General features: G+C 46.6%; 23 protein-coding genes. 18 read left to right on the forward strand and 5 right to left on the reverse strand.

Translation table 11 applies throughout. From position 1 onward, the window contains the following. Window positions 1-30: 30 nt before the first annotated feature. Together efeU and FQV43_RS02220 are read right to left on the reverse strand one after the other, a co-directional pair. Window positions 31-882: an iron uptake transporter permease EfeU gene (gene efeU / locus FQV43_RS02215; RefSeq protein WP_146338558.1), complete on the reverse strand. Its 852-nt coding sequence runs from the start codon at window positions 880-882 to the stop codon at window positions 31-33. A 146-nt stretch (window positions 883-1028) separates the two neighbouring features. After that, window positions 1029-2597: an LCP family protein gene (locus tag FQV43_RS02220; protein ID WP_146338561.1), complete on the reverse strand. Its 1569-nt coding sequence runs from the start codon at window positions 2595-2597 to the stop codon at window positions 1029-1031. 253 nt (window positions 2598-2850) lie between these two features. On the opposite strand from FQV43_RS02220, the gene FQV43_RS02225 reads away from it, so the two are divergent. The 3 genes from FQV43_RS02225 to FQV43_RS02235 all read left to right on the forward strand — a co-directional run bounded on the left by FQV43_RS02225 (window position 2851) and on the right by FQV43_RS02235 (window position 5637). Beyond that, complete coding sequence (locus FQV43_RS02225) at window positions 2851-3741, forward strand: glycosyltransferase family 2 protein (protein WP_146338564.1); 891 nt, start codon at window positions 2851-2853, stop codon at window positions 3739-3741. A 78-nt stretch (window positions 3742-3819) separates the two neighbouring features. Then, window positions 3820-4908 (forward strand): sugar phosphate nucleotidyltransferase, encoded by a 1089-nt coding sequence (locus FQV43_RS02230; protein ID WP_144273971.1) that lies wholly within the window; start codon window positions 3820-3822, stop codon window positions 4906-4908. Between the two features lie 429 nt (window positions 4909-5337). After that, complete coding sequence (locus FQV43_RS02235; protein ID WP_168195021.1) at window positions 5338-5637, forward strand: WhiB family transcriptional regulator; 300 nt, start codon at window positions 5338-5340, stop codon at window positions 5635-5637. A 13-nt stretch (window positions 5638-5650) separates the two neighbouring features. Here the strand turns inward: FQV43_RS02235 and FQV43_RS02240 are convergent, their stop codons facing one another. Next, complete coding sequence (locus FQV43_RS02240; protein ID WP_144273972.1) at window positions 5651-6157, reverse strand: metallopeptidase family protein; 507 nt, start codon at window positions 6155-6157, stop codon at window positions 5651-5653. Window positions 6158-6258: 101 nt separating this feature from the next. Between FQV43_RS02240 and FQV43_RS02245 the strand changes: the two genes are divergently transcribed. The 3 genes from FQV43_RS02245 to manA all read left to right on the forward strand — a co-directional run bounded on the left by FQV43_RS02245 (window position 6259) and on the right by manA (window position 9351). Then, complete coding sequence (locus tag FQV43_RS02245) at window positions 6259-6702, forward strand: DUF3499 domain-containing protein (RefSeq protein WP_168195022.1); 444 nt, start codon at window positions 6259-6261, stop codon at window positions 6700-6702. Between the two features lie 71 nt (window positions 6703-6773). Next, window positions 6774-8159: a phosphomannomutase/phosphoglucomutase gene (locus tag FQV43_RS02250; protein ID WP_146338569.1), complete on the forward strand. Its 1386-nt coding sequence runs from the start codon at window positions 6774-6776 to the stop codon at window positions 8157-8159. 10 nt (window positions 8160-8169) lie between these two features. Then, window positions 8170-9351: a mannose-6-phosphate isomerase, class I gene (gene manA / locus FQV43_RS02255; RefSeq protein WP_146340349.1), complete on the forward strand. Its 1182-nt coding sequence runs from the start codon at window positions 8170-8172 to the stop codon at window positions 9349-9351. A gap of 27 nt (window positions 9352-9378) precedes the next feature. On the opposite strand, the gene FQV43_RS02260 is transcribed toward manA, so the two are convergent. Further along, window positions 9379-10308: a hypothetical protein gene (locus FQV43_RS02260; RefSeq protein WP_146338573.1), complete on the reverse strand. Its 930-nt coding sequence runs from the start codon at window positions 10306-10308 to the stop codon at window positions 9379-9381. A 276-nt stretch (window positions 10309-10584) separates the two neighbouring features. Here FQV43_RS02260 and FQV43_RS02265 point away from each other — a divergent pair, with 276 nt between their 5' ends. The 9 genes from FQV43_RS02265 (at window position 10585) to secA (ending at window position 21614) form a co-directional block, all read left to right on the forward strand. Then, window positions 10585-10938: a DUF4259 domain-containing protein gene (locus FQV43_RS02265; RefSeq protein WP_144273977.1), complete on the forward strand. Its 354-nt coding sequence runs from the start codon at window positions 10585-10587 to the stop codon at window positions 10936-10938. Window positions 10939-11094: 156 nt separating this feature from the next. Next, window positions 11095-12549, forward strand: a complete 1455-nt coding sequence (ahcY, locus tag FQV43_RS02270) for an adenosylhomocysteinase (protein WP_146338576.1) — start codon at window positions 11095-11097, stop codon at window positions 12547-12549. A gap of 20 nt (window positions 12550-12569) precedes the next feature. Beyond that, complete coding sequence (locus tag FQV43_RS02275; protein WP_146338579.1) at window positions 12570-13184, forward strand: dTMP kinase; 615 nt, start codon at window positions 12570-12572, stop codon at window positions 13182-13184. An 87-nt stretch (window positions 13185-13271) separates the two neighbouring features. Next, window positions 13272-13949 (forward strand): MtrAB system response regulator MtrA, encoded by a 678-nt coding sequence (gene mtrA, locus FQV43_RS02280; protein WP_144273983.1) that lies wholly within the window; start codon window positions 13272-13274, stop codon window positions 13947-13949. Window positions 13950-14015: 66 nt separating this feature from the next. Then, window positions 14016-15611, forward strand: a complete 1596-nt coding sequence (gene mtrB, locus FQV43_RS02285; protein ID WP_305764148.1) for an MtrAB system histidine kinase MtrB — start codon at window positions 14016-14018, stop codon at window positions 15609-15611. Further along, window positions 15604-17361: an LpqB family beta-propeller domain-containing protein gene (locus FQV43_RS02290; RefSeq protein ID WP_144273985.1), complete on the forward strand. Its 1758-nt coding sequence runs from the start codon at window positions 15604-15606 to the stop codon at window positions 17359-17361. Before mtrB ends, FQV43_RS02290 begins: the two co-directional genes overlap by 8 nt. An 18-nt stretch (window positions 17362-17379) precedes the next feature. Further along, complete coding sequence (locus tag FQV43_RS02295; RefSeq protein ID WP_146338582.1) at window positions 17380-18027, forward strand: ComF family protein; 648 nt, start codon at window positions 17380-17382, stop codon at window positions 18025-18027. A gap of 188 nt (window positions 18028-18215) precedes the next feature. Further along, the gene (gene hpf / locus FQV43_RS02300; protein ID WP_144273989.1) at window positions 18216-18869 is read left to right on the forward strand and encodes a ribosome hibernation-promoting factor, HPF/YfiA family; all 654 of its coding nucleotides are present in this window, start codon (window positions 18216-18218) and stop codon (window positions 18867-18869) included. Between the two features lie 201 nt (window positions 18870-19070). Further along, entirely contained in the window at window positions 19071-21614 is a 2544-nt protein-coding gene (gene secA / locus FQV43_RS02305; RefSeq protein ID WP_146338585.1) for a preprotein translocase subunit SecA, read from the forward strand. 55 nt (window positions 21615-21669) lie between these two features. Here secA and FQV43_RS02310 read toward each other — a convergent pair whose 3' ends face one another. Next, entirely contained in the window at window positions 21670-22128 is a 459-nt protein-coding gene (locus FQV43_RS02310; protein WP_146338588.1) for a hypothetical protein, read from the reverse strand. A 150-nt stretch (window positions 22129-22278) separates the two neighbouring features. On the opposite strand from FQV43_RS02310, the gene FQV43_RS02315 reads away from it, so the two are divergent. The 3 genes from FQV43_RS02315 to FQV43_RS02325 all read left to right on the forward strand — a co-directional run bounded on the left by FQV43_RS02315 (window position 22279) and on the right by FQV43_RS02325 (window position 24485). Then, window positions 22279-22686: an HAD family hydrolase gene (locus FQV43_RS02315; RefSeq protein ID WP_144273996.1), complete on the forward strand. Its 408-nt coding sequence runs from the start codon at window positions 22279-22281 to the stop codon at window positions 22684-22686. After that, a complete protein-coding gene (locus FQV43_RS02320; RefSeq protein WP_146338592.1) occupies window positions 22686-23189 on the forward strand; it encodes a hypothetical protein in 504 nt (167 codons plus the stop codon). Before FQV43_RS02315 ends, FQV43_RS02320 begins: the two co-directional genes overlap by 1 nt. Window positions 23190-23402: 213 nt before the next feature. Further along, complete coding sequence (locus FQV43_RS02325) at window positions 23403-24485, forward strand: flavin reductase family protein (RefSeq protein WP_146340353.1); 1083 nt, start codon at window positions 23403-23405, stop codon at window positions 24483-24485. Window positions 24486-24512 lie beyond the last annotated feature (27 nt).

Here is a 24512-nt window from a genome sequence, read left to right on the forward strand (position 1 = left end):
CATAGTGAACAAGTACGAACAAGTACAGCGTTATTTTTGCTCATGCCTATGGGGGCGGGTACGCATAATAAATAGTGTGCAGACGACAAGCAAGTATCCGAACCAGCCAAAAAATTGCAGGTAAGTAGGCGAGAGATTGAGCTGGAACATTGCTTCTAGAAGGACAAACCACCACGACGTAGTGCTAAGCCCTGGGATATGTCCATCGAACAATCCGGTCACATCATAGACAGTATGTCCCCAACCAGGAAGAATGTTTGCTTCCTGGAAGTCGCCGATACCATAAGAGACAATGCCTGCAGCAACAAAAATCAATAAGAATGCGGTGGTATTAAAGAATTTTTTGAGATTGATATGCGTCGTACTGCGATAAATAAGCCAGCCGATTGCAATCGCACACAATAAACCACAGAGCACACCCAAACTGGGAGCAAGGAAACCACCATTGAGTGTTCCTCTAACAGTTGCCCATGTGAATACAGCAGTTTCTAGTCCTTCGCGTCCAACGCTGAGTGCGCTGAGCCAGACAATACGCCAATCAGTTCCTGTGCTAAGGATGCGATTGGTTTTTTCGGTGATGTCGGCACTGAGGGTTCGTGAATGTTTCCCCATCCAAAAGATCATCCATGTGACCATACCTACAGCGAGCAATGATAAAGAACCGCCGAGGATTTCTTGGGCTTGGAAGGAGAGAGTATAAGGACCCCATGTCATAAATGCACCCGCAGCTGCAGGAATGATCACAGCCAGAGCGATGCCTAGCCACATTTTTGGTAGGATATCGCGCCTATTCATTTTATTGATCAGGGCGACCATGATACCGATGATCAGTGCGGCTTCGACACCTTCACGTAGTGCAATGAGAAAGTTAGCAATGAACATGGGTTAGCCTCTATGCTCTTGCCAGATTATGTCCCTTAAGGAACTGATGGAAAAAATCTTCACAAAATTATTATAAGGCTACCCTTGGCTATCTTTTGTGAGGAATCGTTTAATGTGACTGAAATAATGATGGTGCGGTTACACTATTAGTTGACACAGCGTGGGCCGGTATTATCCGCATCAATTTTTGGCGATGCGTTTTCTTCACCTAGAGCGTTACCTGGTTGTCCAACCTGTTCATTAGGATCATTTTCTTTTAGCTCAGCTGTAGGTCCTGCATAATCGTCGGCAGTGACAACGATAACAGTACCTGCCTCGAGGGAGGCATTAACAGTGACAGGTAGACTTAGTTCTTTGGCAATATCTTGAGCTGTTTGATCATCTTGACTTGTGGCAATGACTTGTGATTCTGAGTATATTCCGGCCTCTGCTGTGGAAACTGCATAGACTTTCCAGTTTTGGTTGCGCAAATGCTGGGCAACGGTGGGTGCTAAAGACTCATCTTCACTGGCATTGAGCACATGAATCTCATTGCTTGGTGCAGCTTGATCGTCATTGGCATTGTCATTTTCTGCCGGTGCTGGATTGTTTTTGGCATCGTCAGATTCGGGGGAATCATTGAGCAGGCTCTTGAAGAAATCGCGTACCGCAGTTTTATCAATGGTGACTACAGATTCGCCATGATCGCCAGTGCCATCAATGGATGTGACTGGAATGGTATTGAAGGAGACATTGCCTCCAGCTAAGTTTTGGAGTTGGGTAGCAAAACTCATCACATCCCAGTCTTCATCAATGAGAACTGAGCGGCTTACTGCATTACTGAGGCTAGAGAGACGACCAGGGTTAGCGAGAGTTCCCGAAGAGAGCACTTTAGAAACAAGAGAGGCCATATATGCTTGTTGGCGTACGATACGGTCAAGATCTCCACGTGGGAGTCCGTGTCGTTGGCGTACAAAAGCAAGCCCTTGTGCGCCATTGAGGGTTTGCGGACCAGCTTGGAAATCTGCACCAGAGTATTCATCATAGACAGCGTCATTGAGGCATACATCTACGCCACCGACGGCATCGGTAAGCAACACAAAACCCAATAAGCCAATTTCGGCATAGTGGTCGACGGTGATGCCAGTTAGGTCGCTAATGGCATTGATAAGCCCTTTTCTGCCTGCATCTTTAGATTTTTCTTCTAATTTTTGTTCATCGCTCAGACCATCGGTGATAAGGTCTTGTTTTTCTTGAGCCTTGTATGCAGAATAAACGCCATTGATTTTCAGATTCCCCATCTTTTTATCATGAATATAGGTGTCGCGGGGGATGGAAATTGCGGTTGCAGAGGAACCATCATCAGGTACACGAATAACCATGATGGTATCAGTATTATCAGCTTCTTCATCGCCGGCGTGTAATACTTCTATTTCTTGTGGGGTGAGAGGATTGCCTTGTGCGTCTGTGCGGGAATCGGAACCAACTAAGAGGATGTCGGTAGCGCCATCAGTTGCTTTTCCTTTCATGCCATTATTACCTAGGGATAGGTTGCCTGAAGCGACAGTTTTTCCGATACGGCCAACGGTAAAATATCCCAGCGCAGAGGTGAGCAGTACAATAGTTGCCAAAATTGCTAATACGGTTTTGAGGGTCTGGGAACCAGCTTGGCTAAGAATAGGACCGCGGGTAGGTGGTGCTTGAATATCACGCGTGTGGCGGATCCTATTGTTCATCTACCTGCTCCCATGTATGGCACGACAGTGCGTAATTGGTTTTAATAAAATAGTTACTTAAAAATAATTAGTAATTCTATGTTATTTCGTTTTTTCAGAGCCAGTCACACGCACGTATGACTACGCAAAAATACAGTAGTTACTTTCCCGATGAAAGAAGACCACTGGTATAAACGACAAACTTACGTAAATAGTTACACATAATCAGTGGTCGTTCCCACGAAAAAGTTATGCTCCGACTAAAATTCGAGGAATGAATAAGCCCTTAGCCGTCATTGCCGTTACCTATTCTCCCGGGAAATACTTGACTGATTTTCTGCAGTCGATTCCTGCAGCTCATGCTGCTCCAGTGAAAGTTATTTTGGCGGATAATGGGTCTGTTGATGGTGTGCCACAACAAGCAGCACAGGATAATGAGTGGGTTATTTTTCTCCCCACGGGCGGCAATGTTGGCTATGGTAGCGCCATTAACTTTGCGACGAAGCATCTGGAGAAAATGCGTGCTGTGGGCGATATCAATGATGAATTTTTTGTTATCGCTAATCCTGATGTGGTTTTTGACCCGCAAGCGGTAGATGCCCTGATTGATTGTGCGCATCGTTGGGCAGCTGATGGTTATGAGGTTGCTGCAGTAGGACCATATATTCGTCAAGATGATGGGTCGGCTTATCCTTCGGCGCGTGCAGTTCCCACTCTTAAGAATGGTATTGGTCATGCACTTTTTGGTGCTGTGTGGAAAAACAATCCTTGGTCTGCTGCGTATCATGCCAATGCAGAGATGGACGTCGAACGCTGTGCTGGATGGTTATCTGGTTCTTGTTTACTTGTGCGGTGGGATGCGTTTTTAGCGATTGGTGGTTTTGATGAACGGTATTTCATGTATATGGAAGACGTTGATTTGGGTGATCGCTTTGGTAAGGCTGGTTATGTCAATGTGTTCTGTCCGCAGGCGCAGATCACTCATGCGGTAGGGCATGCTGCAGGGAAATTGCCGGAGAAGATGTTGCCTGCTCATCATGATTCTGCATATCGTTTTCAGGCAGATCGATTGCATCATTGGTGGCAGTTGCCAATTCGTGTGGCCTTGTGGTGTGGGTTAAAAGCACGCGCACAGATAGTGGTGTGGTCGAAGAAACGGCGTTAATCGGTGCGTCACTCGCTTGCTATAAGAGTCGATGGGTTAGCCTAGCAAGCGAAGAAAATCATACAGAAATGGAACTCAATGGCTGAAGATAAGATGAAACAAGATGTTGATGCAGTAATTCTTGTTGGTGGAAAAGGTACGCGCTTGCGTCCATTAACTGTGTCTACACCAAAGCCTATGCTGCCGACGGCAGGAGTGCCATTCTTGTCTCACTTATTGGCACGTATTAAAGCTGCTGGTATTACTCATGTGGTTTTGGGTACGTCATTTAAGGCGGAAGTATTCGAGGAATACTTTGGTTGTGGCGAAGAGTTTGGGCTTGAAATTGAGTATGTGGTGGAGGAGCGTCCGCTGGGTACTGGTGGTGGTATTCGCAATGTGTATGACAAATTACGTGCTGATACTGTCATGGTGTTCAATGGGGATGTTTTGGGGGGTACGGATCTAGGTGGCATTTTGCAGGAGCATTATGACAAGAATGCCGACCTTACTATGCACCTTGTTCGTGTTCCTGATCCGCGAGCTTTTGGTTGTGTGCCGACCGATGCTCAGGGGCGGGTAGAGGCCTTTTTGGAGAAAACAGAAGATCCTCCGACTGACCAAATTAATGCTGGATGTTATGTCTTTAAGCGTGAGTTGATTGAACAGATACCTGCTGATCGCGTGATATCTGTGGAGCGAGATACTTTCCCTAAACTGCTTGAAGATGGATTCAAGGTCTATGGCTTTGTTGATACTTCTTATTGGCGGGACATGGGTACACCAAGTGATTTTGTTCGTGGTTCTTCTGATTTAGTGCGTGGTATTGCACCTTCGCCTTTGTTGGCTGGACGTGTTGGTGAGTCGCTGGTGGATGAAAGTGCTGGCGTACGTGATGGTGCTTTGTTGTTGGGAGGCACTGTTATTGGTCGGGGGACAGAGGTTGGTGCCGGGTGTCGTTTGGATGACACTGTGGTGTTTGATGGTGTCACCATTGAGCCTGGTGCAGTTATTGAAGATTCTATTATTGCGTCGGGGGCTCGTATCGGTGCTAATGCGAGGTTGCGTGGTTGCATTATTGGTGAGGGGGCTATCATTGGTGCTCGTTGTGAGCTTCTCGACGGTGTGAGAGTGTGGCCTGGTGTTGAGATCCCAGATAATGGGGTGCGTTTTAGTTCTGATGCTTAGCGATACTGCGTGTAGCAGTGTAACTACTGGGTCTGTTGGGGTTTGTTGGAAAAATTATTTTCCACAGCCCTTTCTTTTTTTGTTGTGTCCTCATGGTTTTTGACCATTCTTATGGTAGGAAAAAGTCCTTTATGGTTGTTTTCTTTCGTGTGGGCACAATATATAGCACCCCCGACAACCTCCCCCGCTCATTATTTCCTGATAACTCGTGTGACTATTGATACAAACAAACAGGGATAATGTGTATATTTGTCAGAATTTTTTTCTGAGGGTTTGACTGTATCTAGTGTTCGCGTGTTGAATTGCATATATGTAATTCTTAGTTACCACGCGAATGGTGCAGCTGATTTAGTTGCCAGCGGGTAATTATGTTCCGGAACTGTTATCTGAACGGTTTTTAGATAACAACTATGAGGAGAGGAGTGTGGCGTGAAAGATATGGCGAGCAACGCCGCGCCTCGTACTCAGTCGCTACTAGATCAATCTCTAGATGACATATTCGGTGCGGTTGAGCGAGAGTGGCAGGAGCAAGCACTATGTGCTCAAACTGACCCAGAGGCTTTCTTTCCGGAAAAAGGTGGTTCCACCAGGGAAGCAAAGCGTATTTGCCAGGCATGCTCTGTTCGTGATGAGTGTTTGGAATATGCCTTAGCGCATGATGAGCGTTTTGGTATCTGGGGTGGATTATCTGAGCGTGAGCGTCGTCGTCTGAAGCGAGATATTGGTTAATAACACTTCGGCATTAGTGGTATAGATATGGATCAATATCCTCTGGTGCGATTTCAAGATAATCGGCTACCAGCGCGATAAGAGTTTTTTGGAGCAATTCATATTGCTCCTTTTTATTTTGGCTACGCTGCTCAATCGGCATACGGAAAATCACAATGCAATCTTTGGTAGGATTCCTCCGTCGATCGCTGCCTGCACTAATAACACAACCGAGTGGTACAGAGCCATCACGCACAATTCCTACTGGAATGGTTCCATCTGAGGTACTAAAAATTGGTTCGTTTGTTTCCAAGGAGCGTGGTTGGTTGCTGATAAAAATATGCGGCACAGTATCAACCACAACATCCACATTGCTTAATTGCTGAGCATATTTTTTTTCGATAGGGGAGTAAGCCTCTACAACAGCAGCGTCGAATAGCTGTCGACGAGTACGATGACGTGGCACATCAGGTGGTAACAGCATACTGCGGATACCTCGACCATGTCGGTCGCGTGGAGAGTGTGGATTGTGAGGATACATGATGATTCCACAGTATTGTGCTGGTCTGTGATGCTGGTGGGGACGCGCCGAAAAGGACTATCGTTGTCTGAACCTCTACTTAGAGTCTAGACTTTGTGTTTGTGAATCAATTTCGTCGTTGCTCTCGTCCTGGATGTGGTAAGCCTGCCGTGGCTACACTTACCTATGCCTATGCGCAATCAACAGCAGTCGTTGGACCACTTATGCACACGAGTGATCCGCATAGTTGGGATTTGTGCGAATACCACGCATCGCGTATTACCGCCCCAATGGGCTGGGAACTCGTGCGGGTGGACGATATCGACGATGACGAAGATCTAACCGCATTAGCACAAGCAGTGCGAGAAGCTGGGCAGACGACCTCGGGTCTGGTTGATCCGGTTGAGTCGGATCATAAAGATGATAAGGATAATGCCCAACCGAGTGCACAACACCCAGTGCATAGGGCGCAGGAACATCAGAAACGTCGTGCTCATCTGCGTGTTATTTCATCGCAATCAGATGTTACGCAGCGGTCTGATTCCAGCTCATCTCGGCATGACTAATTATCGTATTAAGATAGTAGAGAAGAAAAACCCCAGGAAAAACCATAACATCTGAAAGGTGCAGCACCGCTATGCGTTCACTCGAAGCAGTTAGCAAAGTTATTAAAGCCTATGACATTCGCGGTATCGTCGATGAGGATATTGACTCTGACTTTATTGAAGAAGTAGGCGCTGCTTTTGGCTACTTAATGAGGCAAGAAGGCGTGAAAAAAATTGCAGTCGGGCATGATATGCGTCCGTCATCTGCGCCATTATCTCAGGTTTTTGCTAAAGGAGTTAATTCTCAGGGGCTTGATGTGCTCTATCTAGGGCTAACATCAACTGATCAGTTGTATTATGTGTCCGGTGTGCAGGATTGTCCTGGTGCCATGTTCACCGCATCGCATAATCCTGCTCAATATAATGGCATCAAATTGTGCCGTGCGGGGGCAAAACCAGTAGGGCAAGAAACCGGATTGGGTGATATTATCACCATGCTCGTCGAGGGTATTCCAGAGTATTCGGGAGCAACTGGTGTTATCGAAGAAAAAGATTCGCTCCATGATTATGGCGCATTTTTGCGTGAGCTTGTTGATTTGAGCGCAATTCGCCCGCTCAAAGTAGCCGTTGATGCTGCCAATGGTATGGCTGGTCACACTGTGCCAGAGGTATTTGCTGGACTGCCCATTGAAGTAGAGCCACTATATTTTGAGCTTGATGGGACTTTCCCTAATCATGAGGCAAATCCGCTTGATCCAAAGAATCTGGTTGATTTGCAGGAATTCACCCAAAAAGTTGGGGCAGATATTGGTTTAGCTTTCGACGGTGATGCAGACCGTTGTTTTGTCGTTGATGAGAAAGGCCAGCCAGTAAGTCCCTCAGCTATTTGCGCCATTGTTGCCGAGCGCTATTTGACGCAGTATCCAGGGGCAACAATCATCCATAATCTCATTACCTCACGCGCTGTACCAGAGGTAATTCAGGAGCATGGTGGACAAGCTGTGCGAACCAGAGTAGGGCATTCTTTCATCAAAGCCGAAATGGCGCGTACTGGTGCTGTTTTTGGTGGTGAACATTCTGCACACTACTATTTCACTGATTTCTTTAATGCAGATTCGGGAATCCTTGCAGCTATGCACGTCCTTGCTGCTTTAGGAGGGCAGCAACTGCCACTATCGGAGATGATGGCTCAATATAATCGCTACGCAGCTTCTGGGGAGATCAACTCTCGTCTTGATTCTGTTGCGCAACAGCAGCAGCGTACTCAAGCAGTGCTAGAGGCTTTTGCTCAGCGTAGCGCAAGCGTCGATGAGCTCGATGGCATTACAGTGACTCTCAAAGACAGCCCAGCATGGTTTAACCTGCGTGCATCCAATACCGAGCCATTATTAAGGTTAAATGTAGAAGCTCCTACTCAGGGTGAGGTCGATGAGCTCGTGCAGGAGATCCTCGGCATTATTCGCCAAGAAAGCAACTAAAGGATTTGTTATGCAATTGCTGAGTCCAAGTGTGCAACATTATTCCTGGGGTTCACGAACCCTCATCGCCCAATTAAAAGGGGAAGAGGCAAGTGCACGTCCAGAAGCAGAGCTATGGTTTGGTGCGCATCCTGGGGCGCCAAGTTTGGTGGAAAATGGCGATACTCTCTTGCACTACATTGAGCAGGATCCAACAGTGTTGGGCGAACGAGTATGTGCTAAGTACCGCAATACTCTTCCATTTTTGCTGAAAATTCTTGCTGCTGATGCCCCGTTATCCTTGCAAGCACATCCATCGAAACAACAAGCCGAAGAGGGCTTTGCTAAGGAAAATGAGCAAGATATTGCACTTAGCGCGCATAATCGAAACTACAAAGATGATAATCATAAACCGGAACTCATTGTGGCGCTGACTCAGTTTCATGCAATGGCTGGTTTTCGACCGCTTGCACGCACCCTTGAACTTTTTAACACGCTCGGTTGCGATCAGCTAGCGCGTTATTGCAGCGTGCTTGACGACTCTGGTTCGGACGAGAGTAATTTACGCGCATTATTTACTACATGGATCACTATTCCAATCAAAGCGCGGCATGAGCTTATCGACGCAGTCATCTTAGCTGCAAAAAAAGCACTTGATATGCCAGCGCCAGTATGGATAAAAGACTGCCTAACTAATGTAATAAATCTCAATGAGCGTTATCCTGGTGATATTGGCGTATTGAGCGCATTATTGCTGAATTACATTGTTCTAGAACCTGGTGAAGCGCTTTATCTCGATGCAGGTAATCTCCATGCTTATGTGAGTGGGCTTGGCGTAGAGATCATGGCGAATTCAGATAATGTATTACGCGGTGGCTTAACACCAAAGCATATTGATATTGCAGAGCTGATTAAAGTATTACGTTTTGATTCTCTTGATGATCCACGAGTGCCATGTGAGCATGGACACTATCGCGTTCCCATTGATGAGTTTGCGTTGCGTTGCTTGGTGCTAGATTCACAGCAATCTTCGGAGGACATTGTTTATGACAGTGCATGTATTGCATTGTGTACTCGTGGAGAAGTAACTGTGCGTAATGCACAAGAAACGAAAACTCTTTCAGCTGCTGGCGCTGTGTGGATAGATGCGCATGAGGAAGTGCACATTAGCGGCAAAGGTCATGTCTACCTTGCCACGGTTAAGGTGACATAGCAGCATATAACAAGCTAGTGCGGGTGGTTATTGTCGATCTGCTATTGCTTGGGCAGTCGGAGTTACTGAGTCCGCCTCGGTTACTTTAGCGGTATTTTGATTGACGCTTTCGGTAGCAAGAGGAGCAATGAGATCCAGTTCCTCTTCATCTGGTTTGGATATGAGGTCAGCCTCTGACTCTGACTCTGGTTCTTGGGAAGGTTCCTCGGTGGTGATGCTACTAATAGGCTCAAGAGCTGTTGGGATCTCGATTGCGTCAGTGCTGTCCGGAGTATCGAGATCTGGGGTAGGGGTTTGAGGCTGGTAGGTCTTCTGATATGCCTCAGGTGGAAGTAACGGTGCTTCTTGGATAGTCGGTAACTTGTTCACAAGTGATTCAATCACTTCACCTGTTTCCTTGCCTGGGGTAGGCAGTGCTGGTGTATGTGGTAACAACTTCTGTAAGTCAGATAAGAGTTGATCAGTTGTTTGCGGATAACGTTGCTCAATGCTAGTGATAGGACGCTTTATGCGTTCCTCATCTTCTGAGTAAACGCTATCGGTATCGCGATCTTCAACTTGTTGATCGTCAATAGATGCGTCTGATTCGAGTTTATCCTGCTCATTTTCTTCATTGCCCACAAAGCCTGTAGGTGAAGTATTTTTTTGCTCAGGTGAGCGTCGATAAGCCTTTTTTTTGGTAGGTTCAGTAGTTTTTGCAACGAGGCTACTCGACGATTGGGCGGAACTGGTGCTCACTCGAGTGCTTTGTGTACTGCGCGAGACGATGTTTGCTTCTTGGGTAATGCGGGTAGGGCTTGTAGTGGCATTGGCCTGCGGACCGGCGTGTGCTTCGGTAGTAGTTGTTGATTGCAGACTAAGACGCCATGCAAAAAAGCCAATGACTAAGGCTATGACGCAGCCTGTAACAATAAAGACCAAAAAGCGTCGTGCTGAGTTATTTTTGGCCTCAACCACTTCTGCTATACCTCTCTGTGTTTCTGAACTATCTAGACTAGCTAGATATCTACACTTCTTATTTTCTTATATAAAACTATATCGAAAGTGTTATGCGGGCAAGATATGTGCAAAACTGCTGGTGCTTGCCAAACATATCGCTACATTGAGCTACTTCATACATCATAAAACTATTACAAATTGGTTACAATTAGGAGGGTGACACTCAAGTGTGCACTGTTTATCAAAAACTCAATCTTTAAGTCTTATAAGCACCGGGAAAGATAGGACACAATAATGAGTGCATGGGAAAGAAACATTTTCAACGAAGAAGTCAACATTGATTTTCTTGAAGAGTTGAATGATCTCGATGAGGAAAATGTCGTCGAGGCTATCTTTGATGCAGTCATGCTAGTACGTAATGACGTTGCTCGTACCGAGGAAGAACAGCTCAATGGGCAAGCGGCAGCGACCATTGCCGCAATTTGGGCAGGGGCTCCTTATTCTTCTGGTGAGATTATTGCGATGTATCCGTTTATTCGTGATCTCATTGGTGCAGGAGATGAACAGTTACGTGAATCTGCGGCCGCGGTATTAGAAACTGTGGAAACAGACGATGACTTAGAAAGCTATATTGAAGCCCTTTCTTGAGTCTTGAGTCTGAAACCCTGAGCCTTGTGGATCATCTCGAATCACCCAAATAACTCCGTAGGGTCATTGCCTTGTAGAGTGGAGCTTAACGATAAAGACAAAAGAATATGATGCAAAATGAGTATAGCTGCGTCATGTAAGGAGAGTAGAGAGAATATGTCCCAATCCCAATCTGTGCTGACCTCACAAGATTATAAAGTTGCTGATCTTCACCTTGCTGAAGCGGGTCGCCATCAAATCCGTTTGGCGGAATACGAGATGCCAGGATTGATGCAATTGCGTGAGGAATACCGCGAACAGCAACCTCTTAAAGGGGCTCGCATTGCCGGTTCTATCCATATGACTGTGCAGACTGCGGTACTGATCGAAACTCTTGTGGCATTGGGGGCACAGGTACGGTGGGCATCGTGTAACATCTTTTCCACTCAAGATGAAGCAGCGGCAGCAGTGGTTGTGGGAAATGGCACCCCGGAGAATCCACAAGGTGTGCCAGTTTTTGCGTGGAAAGGGGAAACTCTAGCGGAGTATTGGTGGTGCATTAACCAGATTTTTAGCTGGAAAGATGAACTACCCAACATGATTCTTGACGACGGCGGTGACGCCACTATGGCTGTTATTCGTGGTCGTGAATATGAGCGTGCTGGTGCTGTTCCTGCCATCCAGCCAGATGACTCCGACGAATATCAAGCATTTTTGACAATGCTTGCCACTACCCTAGAACAAGAGAATGGCAAATGGGACAAGATTGCCGCTGCCATTAAAGGGGTAACGGAAGAAACCACCACAGGAGTACATCGTCTCTATCATTTTGCGCAGCGGGGAGAATTGCCATTCCCAGCCATGAATGTCAATGATGCGGTAACCAAGTCAAAGTTTGACAACAAATATGGCACGAGGCATTCGCTTATCGACGGCATTAACAGGGCAACCGATATGCTCATGGGCGGAAAAAATGTCCTTATCTGTGGTTATGGCGATGTAGGTAAGGGATGCGCGGAAGCAATGGCAGGCCAAGGCGCTCGGGTTAAAGTTACGGAAGTAGATCCTATCAATGCGCTCCAGGCACTTATGGATGGCTATGCCGTCGTTACTGTTGAGCAGGCAATATCAGATGCGGATATTGTCATTACTGCTACGGGTAATCGCGATATTATTTCTTTTGATCATATGCTTGCTATGAAAGATCATGCAGTGGTGGGGAACATAGGTCACTTTGATAATGAGATTGATATGGCGTCGTTGCTTCATCGCGACGATGTTAAGCGGGTGACTATTAAATCGCAGGTTGATGAGTTCCAATTGCCTAATGGAAAATCAATTGTTGTGCTCTCTGAAGGACGCTTGCTCAACCTTGGTAATGCTACGGGGCATCCAAGTTTTGTTATGTCTAACTCTTTTGCGGATCAGACTATTGCGCAGATTGAGCTATTCAATAACGATGGTCGTTATACTAACGATGTTTATCGTCTGCCAAAAATTCTTGATGAAAAAGTCGCCCGCATCCACGTAGAAGCACTAGGTGGTACTCTCACCCAGCTCAGTCAAGCGCAAGCAGAATATATTGGAGTGGACGTCGCTGGTCCATATAAGCCTGAGCACTATCGCTACTAATTTTTGAGGTATAAGCATTTATGATCATCGCAATTGAAGGCATCGATGGTGCAGGAAAAAACACACTGGTAAGTGCATTAGTGCAGGATTTTTCTGCGCGCGTTATGAGTTTTCCTCGTTATGATCAGTCCATTCACGCGCAATTAGCCCGGCAAGCGCTGTATGGGAATATGGGTGATATGAGTGATTCTGCTTATGCAATGGCGACACTCTTCGCCCTAGATCGTCGGGAGGCGAAAGCGGATATTGATGCCTTTGTAGGCAGCGAATCAATTTTGTTACTCGATCGTTATGTAGCGTCAAATGCTGCATATACTGCTGCACGTTTAGCTGATGAAAATGCAATAGAGTGGGTGGCTCACTTAGAGTTTGAGCAGTTTGGTTTAGCGCGTCCAGATCTTCAGATTTTGCTTAACACCCCTCCTGAGCTTGCACAACAGCGTGCTCAGATGCGAGAAAAAAACGATGCGACGCGTCAGCGAGATCTTTATGAGTCCGATAATTCCTTGCAAAACAATACGGCATTGATATATGGACAACTTGCACAGAAGCAGTGGCAATCCCAGTGGCTGATTGCCGAACCAGATTATAATGTGGAAGACATGATTAAATCGGTGCGCCAAAGGCTTGCGTGAGATTTGGGCTGAAAGCACCGTTGGTCAATCTAGCAAGAAGTGCTCATAGCAATGCGTATGAGCTGTGGGAAGGATATTTCTTTTAATATGGCGCTGAAAATTCTCGTCGTCGATGATGATCCAGCTATCTCTGAGATGCTGACTATTGTGCTCAACACCGAAGGGTTTGAGGCAGTGGCTGTAACCGATGGTGCAGAAGCAGTAGCTGCTTTTAGGCGGGAAAACCCAGATCTTATTTTGCTTGATCTGATGCTACCGGGGATGAACGGTATTGATATTTGCCGCATTATTCGTCGTGAATCAGCAGTTCCGATTGTGATGCTTACTGCGAAAACAGATACCGTTGATGTGGTTCTTGGTTTGGAATCAGGTGCTGATGATTACATCAACAAGCCGTTTAAGCCTAAAGAACTTGTCGCTCGTATTCGAGCACGGTTGCGTCGTAGTGATGACATTGAAGCGGATACCATTGAGATTGGTAATTTGCTTATTGATGTTCCTGGCCATGTGGTTACGTGTGCTGGTGAAGAGGTAAAACTCACTCCGTTGGAGTTTGATCTTTTAGTTGAGCTTGCCTCAAAACCAGGGCAAGTGCTTTCTCGTGAGGAGCTGCTCAAGAAGGTATGGGGTTATCATAATTCTTCTGATACCCGACTGATCAATGTTCATATCCAGCGCTTGCGTTCTAAAATTGAGAAGGATCCGGAAAACCCAGAGATTGTGCTCACCGTTCGTGGTGTCGGGTATAAGACTGTGCAGGAGTAGGCAGCAATTTTAGTAGAATGGCTAAGAAACCAGACGCATCGGTTTCTGACTCAATGGCGTACTTCCATCCAGACGCGGGTGTTAGGATCTATCCTTTCTATTTCCGCGATCATGATGATCATTTTGGTATTTGTGCTCGTCAACCTCGTGACACAAAACTTGCTCAATGCCAAACTTGATGTTGCCAATTCGGAAATTGATCGTGCTCGTGTGGCGGTGGAAGAGCAAATTAATGCCACCAGTGCTTCTACATCATTGCAAACTCGGCTCAATGCTGCCCGTGCAGCTTTAACAAATCAAGATACTAATGGGTTTTATGCGCAAACTACCTATGAACCAGTTATTGTGGTCAATAATCCTGATGGATCTATAACGGCTTCTCCCGAAGGGTATCGCATCCCAGAGCGACTTCGTAGTTTTGTGCAAAAAAATCAGATTTCTTATCAATTTGCCACGATTGATCGTCAAGATTCCAGTACCTATAAAGCGCTGATCATTGGTTCTCCCACAAAAACAGATATTCCTGATCTGCAGGTGTATCTGGTTATTTCTATGACCAGCGAAGAGTCAACAATTGCCCTATTGCGTGGTCTGTTTTCTGCGGCTGGAGTAGTAATCGTCGTGCTGCTTGTGGGCATTGTGTGGCTGCTAATTCAGCAAGTTATTGTGCCAGTTCGTTCTGCAGCCTTGATTGCGGAGCGCTTTGCGTCAGGGCATCTGCGAGAGCGCATGATTGTCGATGGCGAAGATGAGATGGCTACCCTGGCAGTTAGCTTCAATTCAATGGCTGAGTCATTGTCGAAAAAAATAAAACAATTGGAGGAATACGGCAATTTGCAGCGGCAATTTACCTCTGATGTGTCGCATGAATTACGTACCCCATTGACCACGGTACGCATGGCTGCGGATCTTATTGAGTCGCAAACTGATGACTTACCTGAGAGCGTGCAGCGTGCTGCGGTATTGATGCAGACTGAATTGGGTCGTTTTGAGGTTCTCCTTGAAGATCTGCTTGAGATTTCGCGTCACGACGCTGGTGTGGCAGATTTGTCAGAGAGTGCTTTGGATATTCGCTCTTGTGTTGCGTCCGCATGGCAGCAAACACAGCATTTAGCAGAGAAACTTGATGTACCTGTGCGCTTTCATATGTATGCCAACGATGATGTCCTGGCTAGCCAAGAACAAGACCAAGAACACGACTTAGACAGTGCACGCACGCAGATGGCTACATCTGTAACAGGGGACCCTCGACGCATTGAGCGTATTATCCGTAACTTATTGGCCAACGCAATTGATCATTCTGAAGGGAACCCAGTCGATGTGTATGTTGCTCGTAATGAGCAGGCCATTGCCGTTGGCGTAGTCGATCATGGGGTGGGATTAAAGCCTGGGCAAGAAGATCTGGTCTTTAACCGTTTCTGGCGGGCAGATCCGTCGCGAGTACGTCATTCAGGCGGTACTGGATTGGGGCTTGCAATCTCTAGAGAAGATGCTGCTTTGCATGGTGGTGCGCTTGAAGCGATTGGTGAACAAGGCGTGGGGACTATGTTCCGGCTTACATTGCCCATCACCCCACACGCTAGTTATGAACAGAGCCCACTAGAATTAGCGGTTCCACGTTCGCTAGAACCAGAGCAGTTAGAGGTTGCAGCAGATGAATAGACATGAAGTAAAACGGATTTTTTCCTGTGTAGTGTCAGCTAGCGTGTTATTATGCAGCGCATGTACTGCTTTGCCGTCGAATACTGAGCCACAGGTGTTAAGGGATTTTTCTGATTCTGCACAAGATAAAGTTGAAACCCCGATACAAGACCGTGAGCCAGATCTTTTGGTGCGAGATTTTTTTGTCGCCAATGCGCAACCCACGCAGCAATATCAAAGTGCTCGTGCCTTTTTAACTGAGGACAATGCTTCACGATGGCAACCCAGTGCCACGGTGTATGTTGTGGATCGGCTAGACGTTAATCTAGCTAGTAATAATCCTGGTCGGGATGCCGCTAATGCTGGGTCAAAGGATTATCTTGCGTATCAGGTTCAAGGAACGATTGTGGGAACCCTAGGCCCTGGTGGGGGTTTTGTTCCTCGTGATGAAAAATATAGTGATGTTGTTGAACTGAAAAAAGAAAATGGGCAGTGGAGGATAAATTCTTTACCTACTCGTATTGTGGTAGAGCGTTCTGAACTACGTAATAGATATGCTCAGCATGATCTGTATTTCTTTGACCCCAGTGGTTCAGTGTTAGTTGCCGATAAGCGGTGGATATATAACACTAATGCCGCTATCGACATGAATTTGCTGTCTCTACTATTGGATGGGGCTTCAGATACTCTTGCTCCTGGGGTACTCAATGAGGTTCCCAATAGTGCTTATTTTGCCGGAGTAAAAGACGGCGCCTATGCCTTTACTGGTGTGTCTTCGTTACGTAAAGATGCACAGCGACGGCTTGCCGCACAAATTGTATGGACTCTCGCTGCAGCCAGTGTCCCTGGTCCGTATCATTTATCTTTCGACGGTACTCAGGTGACGGCACCAAACTCAACAGCAGTGGAGCTTACTGTAGAGGATTATCCAGAGTATAACCCTCAGGCATCTCGTAGGTCAGTGGGGACAGTATATGCGTTGAGCAGAGGGCGGCTTACTCGCATTTATCAAGGGCGTTTAGATCCTGTCCCTGGTCAATTTGGTTATATGGAAAATATCGAAAGTGCGGATATTGCCACTGAAAAAAACCTGGTTGTTGCAGTAACTGCTAGTGGAGCCGGGGCGTCGAAAGCCTCTCAACTTATGCTTTCGACGCTCAACGGTGAAGCCATTGAATTGCTCCATGCGCGTAGCCTTACGCGCCCTAGCTTTGAGTATGGTGCCAATAGTTTGTGGACTGTCATAGATGGCACGACGGTGGCACGTATTTCTCGTTCAGCTGATACTGGTGAGATAGCGCAGACTGAAGTTGATACCAGTGATGTGCCCAATGCGGGGGATCATCTTATTACTTCGCTTCGTCTTTCTTATTCAGGAGTACGAGCGGCATTTATCATTGACGGGGCAGTGTATGTGGCAACAGTGTCGCGTCCTAATGCTGGTGAGCGAAAACTGACCAATGTTTATGAATATCTTGGCAAAGATACTCGTGCAGTAAGTGTGGAATGGGAGCCAGATGGCAGTTTATTGGTAGGCACTGCTGATTCCCAAGCGCCAGTACAGCATGTAGCAGGTGATGGTTCTATCACGCAATGGCTATCGACGAGCAATATCATTGCTCCGGTGTCTTCACTGGCTTCTACAGGTGCAACAGTATATGCCTCTGATGCGCGAACTGCACTAGAGCTTAATAACTCGGATTCGCCTTTTTGGCGTGAAGTACAAGGCTTAGAAGGCACCCAAGGAAAAGTGATTGTGCCACGTTATTAACTGCTATCATAAGCGGTTATGCAGGGGGCTTTTCGGGAATTACTTTTTCCATGTAATTGTGCAGGTTGTGGTGCTGCTGGTTATCGCTTATGTGCGCATTGTGCAATACATTTGCGGCAACCGCCACAGCGGATAAGCGCAAAAATCTATTCGCATATACCACTATGGTCTTTGGGTGCCTATGGTGGGGCGCGTAGGAAAATTATTATCGCCACTAAAGAACGAAACCGGCGAGATATGATTGCGCCCCTTGGTGCCATGCTTGCTAGTGCAGTGTCTTATCTCATTGCGCAGGGTGAGGTAGAGGAGGATATTGTGCTTGTGCCTGCGCCGACGAGTCGTCGTTCTGCATTAAAACGTGGTGGTGATCCTGTTACTCGGGTATGTCAGCGTACTCCTTTTCCAGTCGCCAATCTTATTGAACATAGAGCAGGGGTGCGTGATTCAGTGGGGTTAAGTATGCGGCAGCGTCATACAAATATGATCGGTGCTGTAGTGCCGACTCCTACAGCAGTACGCTTGCATACTGCTGGTGGGTTGAGTGGTTTTAGTGTTTTGCTTATCGACGACATCCTCACCACAGGGGCAACCTTAGCTGCTTCGACGGCGGTACTTAGTGCTATGGGAGTGAAGATTCGTGGTGGTTTGGCGTGGGCACATGCTTGATTCTTGTGCGCAATAGGCAAATAGGCAAAAAGGCAAATAGGCATAGGTATCGCGAAAAGTTCATGCTTATTGTCTCAAAGGGGAGTAGGGTAGAAGTACAGGTTAATTCCATTTAGCCATCATGTGAATAATGAGGCAGTTTGATGTTTCTTATCTGCGTGATGGTGCTCTAAGAGGAAGGTACAGTCATGGTTACACCTGCTCATCATGAGTCACTGAGTCCAGAAGTTAAAGTTACTATCACTGGACGCAATGTGGAAGTTCCAGAGCATTTTGCTGAGCGTGTGCACGCTAAACTTGCCAAAATTGCACGTTTGGATTCAACGCTGACATTCTTCCACGTGGAATTACAACATGAACCAAATCCACGGCGTGCTGATGAAAGTGATCGCATCCAAATTACTGCCACTGGAAAAGGTCATGTTGCTCGTTCTGAGGCTAAAGAGGATAGCTTTTATGCAGCTTTAGAAACGGCACTTTCTCGTATGGAGCGCTCTTTGCGTAAGGTAAAGGCTCGTCGTTCGATTTCTCTTTCTGGCCATCGTGCCCCAAAGAGCACAGGAGAGATTGCTGCTGATTTAGTGCATGAGGCGCAGCAAGCACAGCAGCAAGGTCAATATGATGTTGATCCTTATGCCGATAAAGTCGAAGATATTATTCCTGGGCAGATTGTCCGTAGAAAAGAGCACTCTGCTACCCCGATGAGCGTCGATGATGCTTTGAGTGAGATGGAACTTGTGGGGCACGATTTCTATTTATTTGTTAATGAGGAAAATGGTCGCCCATCTGTGGTTTATCGTCGTCATGCGTATGACTATGGTTTGATTACCTTAAGCGAATAGGGCTGATATAGCTCGGAATATCCTCAGCTAGCGCAGATTTTATTGTCTAGCTGAGGTATATTTTTGTCTGTTGCTTGGGCGATATACGATATAAGCTGATATTGCTTGATATTCACCTATTGTCGCTTTGAGGCGTACAATAGCGACGATAACAACATTACTGTCAATAAATACAATTGATTTTACGAAGGAATAGCCTACGTGTTTGGACTTAGCAAGATGCTCCGTATGGGTGAGGGGCGTGCAATTAAGCGGCTGAAGAAAATTGCCGATGATGTCATTGCGCTTGAGTCGGATTATGCTGAGCTTAGTGATGAGGAGCTTAAAGCAAAAACTCAAGAGTTTCGTAAGCGCATCGAGGACGGTGAAACTGTCGACGACATCATGCTCGAAGCCTTTGCTGTTGCACGTGAAGCATCCTGGCGTGTGTTAGAACAAAAGCACTACCATGTTCAGATTATGGGTGGTGCTGCCTTGCATTTCGGTGATGTAGCTGAGATGCGCACTGGTGAGGGTAAAACTTTGACCTGTGTATTGCCTGCTTATGTTAATGCGTTGGCTGGTAAAGGCGTGCACGTTGTTACGGTTAATGACTACCTTGCTAAGCGTGATGCTGAATGGATGGGGCGTGTGCACCGATTCCTTGGGCTAGAAGTGGGTGTCATCTTATCGGAAATATCAGATCCGCAGTTGCGTCGAGAAGCATATAAAGCGGATATTACGTATGGCACCAATAATGAGTTTGGATTCGATTATTTGCGCGACAACATGGTGCGCAGTCTCGATGATATGGTGCAGCGCGGACATAATTACGCTATTGTCGACGAGGTTGACTCCATTCTTATTGATGAGGCGCGTACACCGTTGATCATTTCTGGGCCATCTGATAGCTCATCACAGTGGTACTCAGTTTTTGCTCAGATTGTGCCTCAGATGAAACAAAATACCCATTATGATGTTGATACTCGCAAACGTACCGTAGGTATTAAAGAAGAGGGCGTTGCTTTTGTAGAAGATCAGCTTGGTATTGATAACCTTTATTCACCAGAGCATTCGCAATTGGTTAGCTATCTTAATAATGCGATTAAAGCTAAAGAGCTTTTCGCCCGAGATAAAGACTATTTGGTGCGCGGTGGCGAGGTTCTCATTATTGATGAGTTCAACGGTCGTGTTCTAGAAGGTCGTCGCTATAACGAAGGTATGCACCAGGCCATTGAGGCAAAAGAAGGTGTAGAGATCAAGAATGAAAACCAAACACTGGCGACGATCACCCTGCAAAATTACTTCCGTCTTTATGACAAACTCGCTGGTATGACGGGTACTGCAGAAACTGAGGCTGCGGAGCTGCACCAGATTTACAAACTCAATGTGTTGCCAATTCCAACGCATAAGCCGTCGCAGCGTGAGGATCTTACCGACTTGGTCTATAAGACTCAGGAAGCGAAGTTTGCTGCGGTTGTTGATGATATTGCAGAGCGTTCTGCCAAAGGACAGCCAGTGCTTGTTGGTACTACGTCGGTAGAGCGTTCTGAGTATCTTTCTAAGTTGCTTAAGCGTCGTGGTATTGCGCACAATGTGCTTAATGCAAAATATCACGAGCAAGAGGCGCAGATCATTGCGAAGGCTGGTTTGCCAGGTGCTGTTACTGTAGCTACTAATATGGCTGGTCGTGGTACCGATATTGTACTTGGTGGTAACCCAGAAACCATTGCTGATCTTAACTTGCGTGAGCGTGGTTTGGATCCGGTCAATACTCCTGAAGAATACCAAGAAGCATGGAGCGAGGAAGTCGCTAAGGTTACTGCCAAGGGTGCTCAAGCTGCTGAAGAAGTACGCGAAGCAGGCGGACTCTATGTTCTTGGTACGGAGCGTCATGAATCCCGTCGTATTGATAATCAGTTGCGTGGTCGTTCTGGTAGGCAAGGTGACCCTGGGGTAACGCGTTTCTACTTATCGATGCGCGATCCACTCATGTTGCGTTTTGGTGGTTCCATGGAAAGCATGATGAACCGCTTGAATGTCCCAGATAATGTGCCTATTGAGGCAAAGCTGGTTACTACGACGATCAAGAATGTTCAGGCTCAGGTAGAAAACCAAAACTTTGAGGCTCGTAAGAATGTGCTCAAATATGATGAGGTTATGAATGAGCAGCGCAAAGTTATTTATCGGGAGCGTCGTGCCATTCTAGAATCGGCTGATATTGCTAGCAACATTCAGCATATGATTGACGACACCATCAATGCTTATATTGATGCTGAGACTGCTACCGGCTATGCCGAGGATTGGGATATGACTTCCCTCTGGCACGCCCTTGAGGCGCTTTATGGTCCAACAGTAAGCGCACAAGAGCTTATCGACGGTACCGAATATGGCAGTGCTGGTGAGCTTAGCGCAGAGCAATTGCGTGAAGCGATCCTTAAAGATGCACACGAGCAATATGATGCAATGGAAGCGCAGGTCAATGCCATTGGCGGCGATAATCGTATGCGCGAGCTGGAGCGTTTGATGATTCTGCCAGTTATTGACCAGAAGTGGCGAGAGCACCTGTATGAGATGGACTATCTCAAAGAGGGCATTGGTTTGCGTGCTATGGCACAGCGTGACCCATTGGTGGAATACCAAAAAGAGGGTGGCGATATGTTCAATGCGATGAAAGATAGCATTAAAGAAGAAACTGTGCGCCAGCTTTTCTTGTTGCGGAAGCAATTTGCTGAGCAACCTGCCCCAGCATCAGCTGAGGCTTGAGACTGAGGCTTGAGGCTTAGTGGGCAAAAATTAGATGAGTAGCGTCGCGATGGCGTTAGAGAATATCTAATTGTTGGACTTGGAGTCCAAATAGCGCATCTTTTATCAGAGCCAGATAGGCGTAGGCCTTCTGGCTCTTTATATGTATCACCGTTCCGTAGGCTTGAAAAGTGTCGGGTGATATTTCGCGAAAGCGAATAGAGACGATCCCGATTGGTCCAGGTGTTAGTATCTTGTTCGGGCCAGGTGTGGTGGATAAGCGTCTAATGGCGGGGCTAAAACGCTTGGTGTTCAGACTATGCGCTGGTCTGAGGCCAAAAGCTGCGGCAAGACTTGTGTGAGTGAGGGCATAGATTTCTTGTTTGCGTTGTGCAGTAAGGTGCTTATGTATTGTTGCTATACCCGTAGTGGTTGTGTGTTCCGGCAGCCTAGTGGTTTGTTCTAGTTTCAGTAAAAATCTTGTTCCTGGCATCGGAACGAGTTGTTTTTCGTGACGAGAAGATGCACAAAGCATAGAAAACATCCTTGAGGAAAGAATCTCAAGGCAAGTGACGCTACAATAAATAATAAATATAGAGCATTTGTATAGCAATTGTATGGCGGTCTATGGAAAAATGAATGCCGCCAAAACAGATTTTGAGAAAAGGTGAGGTGCAGCCAAGACATGCGTGGCTTGATTGTTGATTACGTAGGTGTGTTAGATGGCAGTGATGAGGATCAGCGTCGGTGGCGCCATCTTTTAGAGGCTGCTCGAGCTAATGGTGTTGCCTTGGCTGTGCTTTCTAATGATCCAGGGGTCAACGCTGATCATATTCGTGTTTTGCAGACGCAGGGACTTGTCGATGCTGTAGTGCTCAGTGGGGATATTGGGGTGGAGAAACCAGAGAAAGAGGCATTCCAGGCAGCTGCTGATGCTCTTGAGTTGCCTATGCGTGATTGTGTCATGGTTGATGATTCCATCCTTAATGTTCGTGGTGCGGTAGAAGCAGGATTAGTTGGTGTGTATTATCAGCAATTCGATCGTGCAGTGGTAGAGATTACTGGCTTGTTTGGTATTGACAAGGAGTTTTAGTGCGGGTTTATCTTCCAGCTACTTTTTCCATGCTTCGTGAGTTGTCGCAAACGGGAGTGATTCATGCTCGCTCTGGCTATGGTTTTGCGGTAACGCCAGCGTTAACTGATTTTTTTGAGTCTGGCACTGAAGAAGAAATCGCAGAGTATGCTTTCGACGAAGCCTCTCGTGCATCTTTGCGACTATTGGCGATTGGTGATGACTTCTTCCCGCATCGGCGTGTTGTGGTAAGTGTCGATATTGATGATGGGCGTGTAAGTTTTGTGCCTGATCTCGACGAGGCAGTGCTTAAGATTGAGCCAGCGCAGATAGCTGTATCGGATGTTGCTGCGATACATATTGATGTGGAATCAAGTGAGGAAGCAGTAGCCAAAGCGATTGCTGTTATTGATGAGGCAGATCTTGGTGATGAAGACGCCATGCTGGTAGTGGGCGACGCATTGGATAATTTTTTGGCTTGGTATGACCCTAGCGAATTATCTGCCTTAGTAGAGTTGTTGTAGCACTACTGTGTGTTACCTGGTATCTCGGTAGTTTCTATTTTCTCCTAGCTCTTTGTGGCTAGGAGTTTTTATTTTTTCTAGGTGCAGTGGTGCTGTGCTTTTGCAGTGTGTTTTCAGGAAAGTTACCTACTTTAGCGTAACTTATAGACAAGTAACTTACTAAAGCGTAATATGAGGCGTTGTTGATGTACTCACCAAGAAATGGGGATCACAATGCCCAAAGATGCCTTAGGGAAAATACGTGGTGTGCTCACCAGGCTGACTACGCCATTGTTGCCTGATGATTATTCAGTATTGGCTAATCCCTTGTGGTCCACCCGGCAATTGCGTGGACGCATAATATCTATCGAACACGATAAGAATGCATCAGATGTGGTGCATATTGCGATTCAGCCCGGTTGGGCAGTACCTACCACTTTCTATGCAGGGCAATATATTGGCGTTGGCGTCGCTATCAATGGTCGATTTGTGTGGCGAAGTTACTCACTCACTAATGCTCCCGTCTTATCTGAGGAAGAAGATAAGAGTGCCCTATTATACATCACGGTTCGAGCAGTAGAAAAAGGCCAGCTTTCTCAGCATTTAGTGGGCAAGACCCAGCCGGGAACTATTATTCGGCTTCTGGCACCCGCTGGTGATTTTCAGTTAAGCCAGCCACCAGCTCCGAAAATGGCTTTTATCGCAGCAGGTACAGGCATTACCCCCATTATTTCTATGTTGCGTACCCTTGCTCGTCGAGGTGATTATGCCCACTGTGATGTCGTGATTGTGTACTCGACAAAAAATAGCCATGAGGCACTCTTTGCTACACAAATCCAGGAATTAGCTGACACCTATCCTAGTGTGCACGCCATATTCCATTACACGCAAGAAAAACCACGTCTTCACGCTCAAGATTATGGCACTCTTATTCCAGATATTGCGCACAGAACTATCTATGCTTGTGGTCCGGCGCATATGCTCAGAGATTTAGAACAGTGGGCTAAGCAAGAATCTTTATGCCTAAAAACAGAGCATTTTACGCTTGATCGACGATCCGATGCGCAGGGCGGCGTGGTGACTTTCGGACATCGTGGCGCTATCACTACCGATGGAGCCACAACAATTCTTGAAGCAGGCGAACAAGCTGGGATAAATATGCCCTTTGGTTGTCGTATGGGACTGTGCCATACCTGCGTGCGGCCATTGCGCAAAGGGCACGTATTTAATGTGCATACTGGTCATACCCATGAAGCTGGGACACAGATACGTACGTGTGTTTGTGTCGCTGCTGGTGATGTCACTATTGATGTCTAAGAAAAATAATCACTCTGATCGATAAGG

The sequence above is a fragment of the Corynebacterium sp. sy039 genome, from assembly GCF_007904105.1.
Classification (GTDB): Bacteria; Actinomycetota; Actinomycetes; order Mycobacteriales; family Mycobacteriaceae; genus Corynebacterium.